The organism is Flavobacterium sp. LS1P28, assembly GCF_003970335.1.
GTDB lineage: Bacteria > Bacteroidota > Bacteroidia > Flavobacteriales > Flavobacteriaceae > Flavobacterium.
Genome location: NZ_RYDI01000011.1, coordinates 50,857 through 64,936 on the forward strand (window position 1 = coordinate 50,857; position 14,080 = coordinate 64,936).

Genomic DNA, 14,080 nt, shown 5'->3' on the forward strand with positions numbered 1-14,080 from the left:
AAGCACTTCAACAGATTGTATTTGTAAGTATAACAAGAAATTGCGCAAAAAAGCATAAAAGTTGTAAATTGCTAAAAAAGTAGTAATTTGTGTGCTCATATTTTCAAGTATGTTTTAAATTTGTACTCGTATTTTAATAAAATAACAATAATATATGTATCATTCAAAAATAGCAGGATTGGGTTATTATGTTCCCGAAAACGTAGTGACTAATGACGATTTGTCCAAAATTATAGACACTAATGATGAATGGATTCAGGAAAGAACTGGAATTCAGGAGCGAAGACATATTATAAAAGGAGAAGACACGACGACTTCTATGGGAGTGAAAGCTGCCAAAATTGCTATTGAGCGTTCTGGTGTTGCTAAGGAAGACATCGATTTTGTGGTTTTTGCCACATTAAGCCCTGATTATTATTTCCCTGGTCCAGGCGTTTTAGTGCAACGGGATTTAGGGTTAAGAACCGTAGGCGCATTAGATGTAAGAAATCAATGTTCTGGATTTGTTTATGCTTTATCAGTGGCAGATCAATATATCAAGACTGGCATGTATAAAAACGTATTGGTAATTGGATCAGAAGTTCATTCTACCGGATTGGATATGACCTCGCGCGGAAGAGGGGTTTCAGTAATTTTTGGAGATGGTGCAGGAGCGGCTGTTTTGAGCAGAGAAGAGGATTTGACCAAAGGAATTTTATCCACACACTTGCATTCTGAAGGGCAGCACGCCGAAGAATTAATTGTAAAAGCGCCCGGAATGGGAGGCCGTTGGATAACAGATATCTTGGCAGATAATGATCTGGATGATGAGAGTTATTTCCCGTACATGAACGGACAATTTGTATTTAAAAATGCAGTGGTTCGTTTTAGCGAAGTAATTAATGAAGGATTACAAGCGAATAATTTGCAGGTTTCGGATATTAATATGTTGATTCCGCATCAGGCAAATTTGAGAATTTCACAGTTTATCCAAAAGAAATTCAACTTGACCGATGATCAGGTCTATAATAATATTCAGAAATACGGTAATACTACCGCCGCTTCTATTCCAATCGCTTTGACTGAAGCATGGGAAAAAGGCAAAATAAAATCAGGAGATACGGTTGTATTAGCCGCTTTTGGAAGTGGATTTACTTGGGGAAGCGCGATTATTAAATGGTAAATAGTAGTACAATAAATCGTATGTCGATTCCAATTGTTCTTTGATAAATAGTCTAAGCCTGCGCAAATTATTGTGCAGGTTTTTTTTATTTAAAGAGGAACCGTTATATTTATAGTTCAAAATTGATGCAACCAATAGTAATACAATCAAAATGACTAATCGTAGAAATTTTTTAAAAACAGCTGCTTTCGCTTCCGCAGCTATGGCTTTACATTCATTCAAAGGGAAACCAGAGGAAGAAAATGATTTTTCATCTAAAAAAGGAAGTAAACCTATTGTGCTTTCGACATGGAATTTTGGAATCCAAGCGAATGCAGCCGCTTGGGAAATTTTAAAAAATAACGGACGAGCTTTAGATGCTGTCGAAGCCGGAGTAAAAATTCCAGAAGCCGATCCTACGGAACGGAGCGTAGGCTATGGCGGAAGACCAGATCGAGACGGTCGCGTCACACTTGATGCATGTATCATGGATGAAAACGCCAATATAGGCTCAGTAGGATGTTTGGAGTTTATAAAACATCCCATTGCGGTGGCTCGCGCTGTGATGGAAAAAACACAGCATGTCATGTTGGTAGGTGATGGTGCTTTGCAGTTTGCGTTGTCGCAAGGTTTTGTAAAAGAAAATTTATTGTTGGAAGAATCTGAAAAAGAATGGAAAGAGTGGTTGAAAACCAGCCAATACAAACCCATTGCCAATATTGAAAATCATGATACCATTGGGATGATTGCATTGGATGCTGACGGTAATCTTTCTGGCGCATGCACCACTAGCGGAATGGCTTTTAAAATGCACGGACGTTTGGGTGATTCCCCGATTATTGGCGCTGGATTGTATGTAGACAATGAAATTGGTGCGGCCACGGCCACAGGACATGGAGAAGAAGTGATTCGGATTTCTGGTTGTCACTTAGTGGTTGAGCTGATGCGCCAAGGAAAATCACCACAAAAAGCGTGTGAGGAAGCGGTTGCCCGAATCGTAAATTTGACCCGTAAAAGAAATAAAAATGTAAAAGATATCCAAGTTGGTTTCATTGCCTTAAATAAAAAAGGAGAATATGGCTCGTATTGCATTCAGGGCGGTTTCAACTATGCTGTCCATGATACATCTGGAAACCGATTAATTGATGCCGATTATTTTTTGAAATAAATGAAAAAAGCACAACTGGAAATTGCCTGTTTTAATTTAGAATCGGCTATAATTGCTGAAAATAGTGGTGCTGACAGGGTTGAATTGTGTGTCAATAGAACAGCGGGCGGAACAACGCCAGATTTAGAACTTACTAAAATTGTTCGCGATAAAATCACCATCGACTTGAATGTTATGATTCGGCCTCGTGGTGGGAATTTCGTTTATTCTGATTCTGAAGTGGCACAAATGAAATCAGAAATCTTGGCATTCAAAAAACTTCAGGTTGATGGTTTTGTTTTTGGAATTTTAAAAGAAGACGGTAGTATCAGTGAACAACAAAATAAGGATTTAGTTGCTTTGGCAAACCCATTGCCTTGTACGTTTCATCGTGCTTTTGATGGAGTAGAAAATAAATTTCAAGCACTTGAATCGCTAATCGGATGTGGTTTTAAAACCATTTTGACCTCTGGACAAGAAACAAATGTAGTTGACGGTATCGATGTTTTGGCAGCCTTAGTTAGAAAAGCAACTGACCGAATTATAATTATGCCGGGCGGCGGTTTGCGTTCTGTTAATATTACCGCATTAAAACAAAAAACAAAAGCTATTTTCTATCATTCTTCCGCAATTATTGATGCAGGGGAACTAGCAAATCAGTTGGAGATCCAAGCCCTAAAAGCAAATTTAGAATCCCTGTAAAACTTTATAAATCAAAAAACCCAGAGTTGGCATACTCCGGGTTTTTCTTTTTGTAACAAACTATTAAAATGAGTTTCTTTTGATTTAGAGTAGACTAAGGAAAGGCTAGTTTGTTACAAGCATTTTGCTTTTTTTATTTAAATAACAAAAAAAAGGTTTTATATTAATAAAAACCTTATAAAATAATAGAGAAGTTTTTATCGTTTCAAAGAAAAATGGGATTTATATTCTTTTAAAACAGAGTCCTCAGTATAGGAAATTGAAAACCAGTAATCATCCGCTGGGAGTGCATATCCATTGAAAGTTCCATCCCAACCGGAACCGTTAGGCAATAGTTCTTTCAATAGTTTTCCATAACGATCGAAAATATATAATTTTAAATTTTCTTGATTTGGTATTCCGGTGATGTTCCAGGTATCGTTAAATCCATCTCCGTTTGGAGTGAAGAATTTAGGACTGTTGATAAGTTTCACTGTTACTGGAATGGTGAAAGTTCCGCAATTGGCATCGCTGACCGTTATTTCATGAATTCCGGAACTCACATTGGTGAATACATTACGCTCTTGAGGGGAACCTCCATCTAATGAATATAAGAAATTGCTTCCATCACCTACAAATGGGATGGCAATAACAGTTATGGTTTGGTTGTCCGTGAACCACCCACTGGTTGTATAAGTTACAGAGGCTGGTTTTGAAGATTCAATAACCGTAAAAGGGACGCTGTCAGCAGTACAGCCAAAAATGGATAAGTTCGTAACAGTGAGCGTATAGTTTCCAGGTTCATTTGTTGACAAATTCTCAGCTGTACCTACTAAAGTTCCATCTTCACTTTTCCATTCAAAGGAATATTGTGGTGCAGTAAATCCACTTTCAATCAAGGCATCGGTAGTGATTCCGGTATCAATATCGATACAAATGGTAGGAACGATAAGGACTGGTTTTGGTTTTTTGGTGATAGTAATTACCATCGGTTTTTCGGCAGGACAAATCACTGTTCCTGATGTTCCTGATTGGGCATAGCCATAAATAGTGGTTGAAACAGTGATGAAATCCCCTGGGAATTTTTCAGTGTTGTTGCTTCCTGGACCACCTGGATTAGTGAAATATCGTGTTACAGGAGCTGTATACGAAGGAAGTTCAAAAGATTCACATCTGGTGACAGGAGTAATAGGTGTTATAATTGGAGTGTTATAAATGGTGACAATAAAAGGGTCTTCATCAATGCAGGTAACTCTATTGTTGTTTTCTACATATACAAAAAGCGTTGCTGTGGTAGTTATTGGGGAATAAGGAGGCAGTAATTGCACTCCAGTTCCATAGGGACCATTTGAAGCGGTGTAATAACTTCCAATCCCTACTATGGTTGGTAAATTAAAACTATTGCAGGCATATTGATCTGCTATGTCATTTACAAAAGTGACTAAAACATATATGCTGTATTCCGATACACAGCTGTTAGTGACGGTAGCAGGAGCATAAACATAGATTGTTTTTGAGGTTTTCAAAATGGTACCGGGAGGTAAAACAGGATTTGTGGGCGATGGTCCGCCTGCAAATTCGTAATATTCTCCGTTTATCAAATTATCTAAAATATAATTTTGGCCACATCGAATAACTTCAACCGGTTTTGCATCAATTGCAGGCGATTTATTAATGGTAATTAAGAACTCTTCTTGCACATAACAGGGTCCGGAAGTAGCTTTGTCATAAAAATACATGATTTGCGTTGTCGTTACAGGATAGCCCACTGGCCGAAGCGCACCGGTTCCTAAAGTTCCCGTGAAATAATTTCCTGAATGTGCTACTGCAGGTAAATAATAGACGTCGCAATGCGGATCTGTATCTGCTAATACTGGTAAAGGTGCAATATTTACCGTAATGGTAAAACGTAAATTATCGGTACACGTTTGACCTGTGACATAAAACCAAAGTGTTGTAGTGGCATTAATGAATGTTCCGGCAGGAATAACTGTTCCGCCACCCGCAGGAGCAGTTCGATATTCTCCTACTGTTAATGCAGGCAGTTTGTAGGCAGAACAGGAATTTACATCTGTTGGAGGCGTGATGCTTAATAGATTAATAAAAACTTTAAATGTTTTTTCATCAGCACAATTTTTTGGAGACGTAGCTGTTTCTTTATAGACGTAGATTTGAGTAGTTGTATTTATTACTGTTCCTGCAGACAAAAGAGATCCGCTCTTGCTACTGCCTGTATAGTAGACGCCGCCATTGAGATCCGCCGGCAGGATATAGGATGTACATGCAAATTGATTTACATAATTCGGCAATGCAGTAAAGGGTATTATTGTGATATCAAAAGGGTTTTCTTGTGTACAAGACGGGGTAACCGTAGTGTCCTCAAACCATACATATATCCTGTTTATTCCCGGAGTATTTATTGTGGATCCAGCAGCTAATTGTGTGTTTCCTGGGGCGCTACTGCCTCCGCTTTGAGTGAAATATTTACCATAGGACAAAGGCGGAAGCTTATATTTTGTACAATAGGTTTCAGAAGCGGGTGTGATAGTACTTAAATTTGCAATAGTAATATTAAAAGAATCTTGGTTGGTACACACTCCGGATTGATTGAAAACATATAAATTAGTTGTCGTTGTAGATATCACGTTTCCGGCAAAAAGTTGTGTTCCAGTTCCACTAGTTCCAGTCCAATATTGTGCTCCGGCATTTAGCAATACAGGTAAGGTATAAGACGTACAAACAAACACATCGTTTAATACATCGACTTTAGGTAATGGAGATACTAATAATTGAAAACTAGTAACAACATAACAATTAGGATTTGTAATATTTTGTAAACGCACCCACAACGTTGCACTTGGCGATAACAATTGGTTGCTCGAATTTAGAGTTATGATGTTTGCATTGTTATTAGCTCCTACTAATGAGGAGTGAAAAGTAAGTATCTTGTCCGAGGTATTTTGAGAACCTATGATCGATGCAATTTGTGACGTCAAATTGAAATTAGCTTTTAAAGGGCTTTCAGATAAATTTCTGGAGCATAATGTTGCAGCTACCGGGGTATTTGCAATTTGTGGTGGCGGAACAATAAGCAATTGGAAAGACCTGATTTCATAGCATAATGTATTTGGGTTTTCAATTCTGACAAAAATTTGCTTGCCACTTTCAATACTCGCAATCGTCTGAAGGATTGGTACTGTGCCAGTATTCCCAATGGCATCTCCATTAGTTAGGTGATAGGAAATAATAGTGTCTGCGGGCAAATCATCTAAAACACCAGCTGTTCCGGACGATTGGTTAACGCCGGCTAGAATGATTATGCTGTTTTTATTTAAATCAAAATCAGAGGATGAAGCTCCGGTATCACAGGCGTAAATGTTAGGAACGGTATTTAATACACCAATCTTAGGATAAATTTCTATAATGATTTCATCGGTAACCGCGATGCATTCAGGTTCTTTATACGTGACACTGTAGGTATGAATTCCGGAACTAACCAGTGGAGTAATTGTGTTGAGGTCTAATGTTTCTCCTGTTTGTGCCGGAGAAAATGCTATTCCTTGTTTTTTCCATACAAAAGTGGTTCCGGGACTTAAACCCATTGCAGATAATGTTGGTAAAGTATTTCCAGGACAAATAGCAGTATTGTTCGCCACTGTGTAATCAAATCCTAATACATCTTGTCCGATGTTAAAGCTATTTGCTTCTAAAAAAATGGCAGAATCATAACCTGTATTATTTCCTCCATCGGCAATAACTAATTTGATGCGATAAATATGGTTGATATCTAAACCGGTCGCTGAAGCTAACATTGAAACAGTTTGTCCATTAAAATTTATTGCAGGACCAAATCCACTGCCGTTAAAAGCTCCAAAATAGTTAGGATTGGCAGAAGGACAATTCTGATTATAGGCATCATCTCTTATTGTCTCCACAGAAACCGGAACAGTTGTATTTGGAATTACGGCTAAATTTATATTTGAACTTCCAGCCGTTACATCTTTTAAAAGAAATGCAAATGCATCAGAGAAGTTACATTGGGAGGTTCCGTACTCTTCTGAAGCAAAAACAAAGGAGAAATTAAAATTAGGTGTTTTTGGTTGAAAATCAAATTCAATGTAACTCGCATTTATAGAATTAATAGTTATTCCTGATTGAGAAAGTAAATTTCTTTCCAAATCAGTATCGCCCAGCCAAGCTGAATTACCATCACTTAAAATAGTAGTATTGGGACTGATAATTTTATTAACATCTCCGGTACTCAAAACGACACCATTTGCGAACGGGAAATTTGCATTGCTGTTTTCAAAGTAACCAATACCATTTGTTGAGCCATAAAACGAACCGGATTTATAAGTGACATTGGTTCCGGATACACAAGGTGAATTGATTAAGATATCATTAATCAATTGATCCGCCGTGTAAGTAGATGTATTGATTGTTACCGATTGTGAAAAACAAACGGCATTAAATAATAATAAAAACAGGAGTTGAATTTTTTTCATATTATTAATTAATTGCATATTTCAAATATACAAAAAACCGATAAAAAGTAAATTAATACGATGCAATAGTATTTTTAAACATATTTGTGATTTTAATCCTATAATTTATTAAAAATTCTTCTCTGAAGAATAGAATCTTTAGTAATGCTATTATGAGTTTCCATATCGATTTTCTAAATGATTTTTCTAATTAAATACTATCTTTGTAACCTTAAAATAAACACATAAAATGACATTATCACAAATTCTTACGCCTTCGATCGAAAAAGCGGTTCAAGCCATATTTGGCATTGCTATTGACAAAGTAGAATTTCAAACTACACGCAAAGAATTTGAAGGAGATATCACTGTGGTTATTTTCCCATTGTTGAAAGTAGTCAAAAGTAATCCTGTAGAGCTAGGGAATAAAATAGGAACTTATTTAGTCGAAAACATGGTAGAAGTGAGTCGATTTAATGTTGTTTCAGGATTTTTAAATATTGTTATTTCTGATGACTATTATTTGGATTTCTTTAATGAAATAAAAGACGATTTACGCTTTGGTTTCGTTACTCCATCCCGAAGCGTCGGGACTGAAGACAAAGCCGTAATGGTGGAATATTCTTCACCAAACACCAATAAGCCATTGCATTTAGGTCACGTACGCAACAATCTTTTAGGATATTCGGTGGCAGAGATTATTAAAGCTTCTGGTAAAAAAGTGTACAAAACCCAAATCATTAATGATAGAGGAATCCATATTTGCAAATCGATGTTGGCTTGGCAAAAATTCGGAAACGGAGAAACTCCAGAATCAACAGGATTAAAAGGAGATAAATTAGTTGGTAATTATTATGTTGCTTTTGATAAAAAGTACAAAGAAGAAATAGCGCAATTAATAAGCGCAGGTAAAACAGAAGAAGAAGCAAAGAAACAAGCACCAATTATTTTGGAAGCGCAAGAAATGTTACTAAAATGGGAAGCAGGAGATGAACAGGTAATCACGCTTTGGAAAACTATGAACCAATGGGTTTATGACGGTTTTGCTATTTCGTATAAAAACCTTGGAGTCGATTTCGATAAATATTATTACGAAAGTAATACCTATTTATTAGGAAAAGATGTTGTTCAGATTGGTTTAGACAGAGGCGTTTTCGAAAAAGATCCGGATGGTTCCGTGTGGATTGATTTAACGGACGAAGGTTTAGACCGTAAAATTGTATTGCGTTCTGACGGTACTGCAGTTTATATGACGCAAGATATTGGTACGGCAATCCAGCGTGTGAAAGATTATCCAGATGTAGGCGGAATGGTTTATACCGTAGGAAATGAGCAGGATTATCACTTTAAAGTGTTGTTTCTTATCTTGAAAAAATTAGGTTTTGATTGGTCTAAAAACCAATTTCATTTATCATACGGAATGGTAGATTTGCCTTCTGGAAAGATGAAAAGCCGTGAAGGAACGGTTGTTGATGCCGATGATTTAATGCAGGAAATGATAGATACAGCGCAAAAAATAGCAGAAGATTTAGGGAAATTAGACACCTATTCTGCGGAAGAGAAAAGTGAGCTATATAAAACTATTGGTTTGGGTGCTTTGAAATATTATATTTTGAAAGTAGATCCTAAAAAGCGAATCCTATTTAATCCCGAAGAATCGGTAGATTTTGCCGGAAATACCGGTCCGTTTATTCAATATACGTATGCCAGAATTCAATCTATTATTCGTAAAGCGAATTTTGACTTTTCGAATAAATCAAAAGTTGCAATACTTCATGAAAAAGAGAAAGAATTGGTGAAACAGTTAGCGTTGTTTCCTGAAGTGATACAAAATGCAGCACAGCATCACAGTCCGGCTTTGCTTGCAAATTTCACCTATGATATAGTTCGGGAATACAACTCATTCTATCAGGCGGTTCCTATTCTTGGCGAAGAAGATTTCGAAAAGAAAATTTTCCGAGTTCAATTATCTAAAAAAGTAGCAGATACTATAGCGGCTTCCTTTAAACTATTGGGTATTAGTGTGCCGGCAAGAATGTAATAATGGCATGTTTTTTGCGTTAATAATTACTTAATAATTTAAAAATACGATTATGAAAAAATTTTCAATCTTAGCTTTACTTACACTTGTAATAAGTTCTTGTACAAATGATCCCGCTTCAGGAGGGAATGTAACCTTGAAAGCCTCCGCGGTGTCTACAACAGCTAAGACTTCTCTAAATTCTCGTACTGCTGCCTCTACAGTAGTTTTTACTGATTTTAAAATTAATATTGGGAATATCGAATTTGAAACCGACATGGAAGATGCGATGTACAGTATGGATCCCAAATATGATGACGTTAAACTTAATGGGCCATTTTTATTAGACTTGCTTGATCCAAACCTAACGTTAAGTCCATTTATTACTTCTGTAAATGTTCCGAATGCGAGATATGAGGAAATCGAATTTAAATTCGAAAAATCTACTTTACTTGATGAAATGAATGGTAAGACTTATTTGATTAAAGGAACCATAAATGGGAAACCATTTATTATCTGGAGCGATGAGGATGCCGAACTTGAATTGGATTTTGAAGACCAAAACAAAGATTTCACTATCAACAGTAATGATTTGTCTTTAAACATTAAAATACATCTTGATGCTTTAATGAATAAATTAACAACTTTGGCAGACCAAGGCCTATTATTAGATACCGATGGAGACGGAGTTATCGAAATTAGTACTGGTAATGAAGATAGTCACAACGATATTGGCGACTTCATAAAAAATTTACTAGAAAATGAAACAGATTTAGACGACAACGATTAATCTAAAGTTAATTGATCGTATAATAAAAGAGGCTATCTGAAGAAGATAGCCTCTTTTTATTTATAATACTATTTAAACTTCAAAATCAAATGCTTAAATTTGCGCCTTAATTAAAGAGAAAAAAAAGTATGTTCGATAATTTAAGCGATAAACTAGATAAAGCCTTTCATATACTTAAAGGTCACGGAAAAATCACGGAAGTAAATGTAGCCGAAACGTTGAAAGAAGTTCGAAGAGCCTTGCTTGATGCGGATGTCAACTTTAAAATCGCCAAAGATTTTACCACCAAAGTAAAAGAAAAAGCAATTGGACAGGATGTATTGACAACGCTTCAACCTGGACAATTACTAGTAAAGTTAGTAAAAGATGAATTGACAGAATTAATGGGTGGTGATGTTGCCGGAATCAATCTTTCCGGGAATCCAACGGTTATTTTGATGGCTGGTTTGCAAGGTTCGGGGAAAACTACTTTCTCGGGGAAATTAGCGAATTATCTTCTTACAAAAAAGAACAAAAAACCACTTTTGGTGGCCTGTGATATTTACCGTCCAGCGGCAATTCAACAATTATATGTAGTTGGAGATTCGATAGGAGTGGAGGTATATTCTGAGCCAGAAAATAAAAATCCGGTTGAAATTGCTCAAAACGCAATCAAACATGCAAAAGCAAATGGATTCAATGTCGTGATTGTCGATACTGCTGGTCGTTTAGCTGTCGATGAGGAAATGATGAACGAAATAGAACGTGTTCATAAAGCCATCGAGCCACAAGAAACCTTGTTTGTAGTGGATGCAATGACCGGACAAGATGCTGTGAATACAGCAAAAACCTTCAACGAAAGATTAAATTTTGATGGAGTTATTTTGACTAAATTGGATGGAGATACGCGTGGTGGAGCAGCAATTTCGATCAAATCAGTTGTTAATAAGCCCATTAAATTCGTAGGTACAGGGGAAAAGATGGATGCCATTGATGTGTTCTATCCAATTCGTATGGCCGAAAGAATTTTGGGAATGGGAGATGTTGTGTCTTTGGTCGAAAGAGCCCAAGAGCAATTTGATGAAGAAGAAGCACGAAAAATCCAAAAGAAAATTGCCAAAAATGAATTCGGTTTTGATGATTTCCTTTCTCAAATTCAACAAGTAAAGAAAATGGGTAATATGAAAGATTTGGTTGGAATGATACCAGGTGCTTCAAAAGCCATGAAAGATGTGGAAATAGAAGACGATGCTTTCAAACATATTGAAGCCATTATTCACTCGATGACTCCAGTTGAAAGGAGCAAGCCGGCTCTAATTGACGTGAAAAGAAAAGCCCGAATAGCTAAAGGCTCCGGTACCAAAATCGAACAGGTGAATCAATTGATGAAACAGTTCGAACAAATGAGCAAGATGATGAAAATGATGCAAGGGCCAGGAGGTAAAAACCTTATGAAAATGATGGGTGGTATGAAAGGTGGAATGCCAGGAATGAGATAAAATGAGTAAAAAGCCGAAAGTCTTAAAGTTGTAACGACTTTAAGACTTTCGGCTTTAATACATTAAACTAAATAAAAATGCAATTACTAGACGGAAAAAAAACTGCGGAAGATATAAAAAGCGAGATTGCTATTCAAGTGCAGAAAATGAAAGCTGACGGGCAGAAAGTGCCTCATTTAGCAGCGGTTCTTGTTGGGTCAAACGGCGCAAGTTTGACTTATGTTGGCAGCAAAGTAAGATCATGTCAACAAATAGGATTCGAATCTACATTGGTTTCTTTAGCGGAAGACATCTCGGAAGTTGAATTATTGGCAAAAATCAAAGACCTCAATGAAGATGATGAATTAGACGGTTTCATTGTTCAATTGCCTTTGCCCAAACACATCGACGAGCAGAAAATCCTGATGGCTATTGATCCTGATAAAGATGTGGATGGATTTCATCCAACCAATTTTGGAAAAATGGTTTTAGAAATGGAAACGTTTTTGCCTGCAACGCCTTATGGAATAATGGAATTGTTAGAACGTTACAAAGTAGAAACAGCGGGCAAACATACTGTTGTTATTGGACGAAGCCATATTGTGGGTCGACCAATGAGTATTTTGATGAGTCGCAAAGGTTATCCAGGGGATTCAACTGTAACTCTTACGCACAGCAGAACCAAAAATATAGAAGAATACACTAAAAATGCCGATATCATTATTACGGCTTTAGGAGTTCCTAATTACCTAAAAGCAGATATGGTGAAAGAAGGTGTTGTGGTTATTGATGTGGGTATTACCAGAGTGGAAGATAGTTCACATCCAAAAGGATATGTGATTACCGGTGATGTTGATTTTGAAAATGTAAGTAAAAAAGCATCGTTTATTACTCCGGTTCCGGGTGGAGTAGGACCTATGACCATTGCAATGTTATTGAAAAATACGCTTTTGGCACGGGAAATGAAAAGAAATAAATAAAGAGAAAATAGTTTTGATTGAAAGCCTTAGACACCAGTTTAAGGCTTTTTTTAGTTTAAAAATGTATAAAATTCTGATAATTGATGCGGAAATAGAATTTAAAGAATACTTTTGTACCACTTAAAAAAAGACCTTTAAAATGGACGATTATTATTCGGAAATGTTGAACTAATATAGCGCTTGAACGATTTTCAAGAGGCTGTACATAAACCTATAGAATTTTTGAAATGAGAGCTTTTTACAAAAACAATAACGGATTAATTGCCACCGCTGAATGGACTCCAAACTGCTGGATAAATATTGAATGTCCTACCAAAGCCGAAAAAAAATATTTACTCGACGAATTACAAATTCCTGAAGCATTTTATAACGACATTGAAGATATTGACGAAAGACCAAGGATAGAAATTGAAAATGGTTGGACTTTGATTATCATGCGAATTCCTGTGAAGAGTAATGATGTGAAGTTGCCTTTTCATACGATTCCTGTTGGAGTTGTTTTTAAAGGAGAAGTTTGTATTACCATCAGTTTTCATAAAACGGAAATGCTTACTGATTTTGTAACCTATACCAAACGTAAGAATATAAACATTAAAGACAACTTCGATTTAGTGCTCAAATTATTGCTTTCTTCCAGTGTTTGGTTTTTGAAATATTTAAAGCAAGTCAATCAAAAAATAAGATTAGCCGAGGACAATTTAGAAAAGTCAATTAAAAATGAAGAATTACAAGCGTTGCTTCAAATAGAAAAATGTTTGGTATTCTTTATGACTTCCTTGAAAGGGAATGATATCCTATTGCATCGAATCAAGAATATAAAGTCCCAAAAAGAATATTTTGATTTAGATTTACTGGAGGATGTTGAAATTGAATTGCGTCAGGCACAGGAAACCACTAATATTTATAGCGACATCTTAACGGGAACTATGGATGCGTACGCTTCTGTGATTTCTAATAACATGAATACGATTATGAAGCAGATGACTTCGATTTCGATTATTCTGATGATTCCAACATTGATTGCCAGTTTGTACGGAATGAATGTGCCTAATGATTTACAAGACAATCGTTATGGAATCTGGATTGTCATTTCTGTATCTGTTTTATTATCTGCTTTTGGTGTGTTTTTGTTCAAAAGAAAAAGATGGTTTTGATAGAAATAGATTTCAACTTTAAATTTCACTATTCCTGAGACTATGGATTTACTTTAATAGTGTATCAAAAAGTTTTAATTTTCCAAAATAATGATTTTGAAATAAAAGTATAATACTATGTTTAGGGTTAAATAATAGCTGTATACACCAAATAATGGTCTTTTTTAGAGTTAAAGCGCCTTGTTAATGATGGCTTTATGAAATATTTTTCGCATAATTTAGGATA

9 protein-coding genes are annotated in these 14,080 nt (G+C 36.1%); 8 read left to right on the forward strand and 1 reads right to left on the reverse strand.

Annotated features, from left to right (window positions below; translation table 11 throughout):
* The first annotated feature begins 154 nt into the window (after positions 1–154).
* The 3 genes from EKL97_RS09840 to EKL97_RS09850 all read left to right on the forward strand — a co-directional run bounded on the left by EKL97_RS09840 (position 155) and on the right by EKL97_RS09850 (position 2,990).
* Positions 155–1,162, forward strand: coding sequence for a 3-oxoacyl-ACP synthase III family protein (locus tag EKL97_RS09840; RefSeq protein ID WP_126563848.1), 1,008 nt, complete (start codon positions 155–157; stop codon positions 1,160–1,162).
* Positions 1,163–1,313: 151 nt separating this feature from the next.
* On the forward strand, positions 1,314–2,309 hold the full coding sequence (locus EKL97_RS09845) for an isoaspartyl peptidase/L-asparaginase family protein (RefSeq protein ID WP_126461556.1): 996 nt from the start codon (positions 1,314–1,316) through the stop codon (positions 2,307–2,309).
* The gene (locus tag EKL97_RS09850; protein WP_126461553.1) at positions 2,310–2,990 is read left to right on the forward strand and encodes a copper homeostasis protein CutC; all 681 of its coding nucleotides are present in this window, start codon (positions 2,310–2,312) and stop codon (positions 2,988–2,990) included. It begins immediately after the preceding gene.
* A gap of 197 nt (positions 2,991–3,187) precedes the next feature.
* Here EKL97_RS09850 and EKL97_RS09855 read toward each other — a convergent pair whose 3' ends face one another.
* Complete coding sequence (locus tag EKL97_RS09855) at positions 3,188–7,474, reverse strand: T9SS type B sorting domain-containing protein (RefSeq protein ID WP_158614924.1); 4,287 nt, start codon at positions 7,472–7,474, stop codon at positions 3,188–3,190.
* Positions 7,475–7,703: 229 nt separating this feature from the next.
* Between EKL97_RS09855 and argS the strand changes: the two genes are divergently transcribed.
* The 5 genes from argS to EKL97_RS09880 all read left to right on the forward strand — a co-directional run bounded on the left by argS (position 7,704) and on the right by EKL97_RS09880 (position 13,854).
* Positions 7,704–9,494, forward strand: coding sequence for an arginine--tRNA ligase (gene argS, locus EKL97_RS09860; protein WP_126568753.1), 1,791 nt, complete (start codon positions 7,704–7,706; stop codon positions 9,492–9,494).
* A gap of 52 nt (positions 9,495–9,546) precedes the next feature.
* Positions 9,547–10,263, forward strand: a complete 717-nt coding sequence (locus tag EKL97_RS09865; RefSeq protein WP_126568754.1) for a hypothetical protein — start codon at positions 9,547–9,549, stop codon at positions 10,261–10,263.
* A 128-nt stretch (positions 10,264–10,391) separates the two neighbouring features.
* Entirely contained in the window at positions 10,392–11,741 is a 1,350-nt protein-coding gene (gene ffh, locus EKL97_RS09870) for a signal recognition particle protein (protein ID WP_126461544.1), read from the forward strand.
* A 77-nt stretch (positions 11,742–11,818) separates the two neighbouring features.
* A complete protein-coding gene (locus EKL97_RS09875; protein ID WP_126568755.1) occupies positions 11,819–12,700 on the forward strand; it encodes a bifunctional 5,10-methylenetetrahydrofolate dehydrogenase/5,10-methenyltetrahydrofolate cyclohydrolase in 882 nt (293 codons plus the stop codon).
* 227 nt (positions 12,701–12,927) lie between these two features.
* On the forward strand, positions 12,928–13,854 hold the full coding sequence (locus tag EKL97_RS09880; RefSeq protein WP_126461538.1) for a magnesium transporter CorA family protein: 927 nt from the start codon (positions 12,928–12,930) through the stop codon (positions 13,852–13,854).
* Positions 13,855–14,080: the final 226 nt, after the last annotated feature.

Coding starts and splice junctions, on each gene's coding strand:
- EKL97_RS09855 (WP_158614924.1), bottom strand. CDS start 7,474: ATGAAAAAAATTCAACTCCTGTTTTTATTATTATTTAATGCCGTTTGT.
- ffh (WP_126461544.1), top strand. CDS start 10,392: ATGTTCGATAATTTAAGCGATAAACTAGATAAAGCCTTTCATATACTT.
- EKL97_RS09850 (WP_126461553.1), top strand. CDS start 2,310: ATGAAAAAAGCACAACTGGAAATTGCCTGTTTTAATTTAGAATCGGCT.
- EKL97_RS09875 (WP_126568755.1), top strand. CDS start 11,819: ATGCAATTACTAGACGGAAAAAAAACTGCGGAAGATATAAAAAGCGAG.
- argS (WP_126568753.1), top strand. CDS start 7,704: ATGACATTATCACAAATTCTTACGCCTTCGATCGAAAAAGCGGTTCAA.
- EKL97_RS09865 (WP_126568754.1), top strand. CDS start 9,547: ATGAAAAAATTTTCAATCTTAGCTTTACTTACACTTGTAATAAGTTCT.
- EKL97_RS09840 (WP_126563848.1), top strand. CDS start 155: ATGTATCATTCAAAAATAGCAGGATTGGGTTATTATGTTCCCGAAAAC.
- EKL97_RS09880 (WP_126461538.1), top strand. CDS start 12,928: ATGAGAGCTTTTTACAAAAACAATAACGGATTAATTGCCACCGCTGAA.
- EKL97_RS09845 (WP_126461556.1), top strand. CDS start 1,314: ATGACTAATCGTAGAAATTTTTTAAAAACAGCTGCTTTCGCTTCCGCA.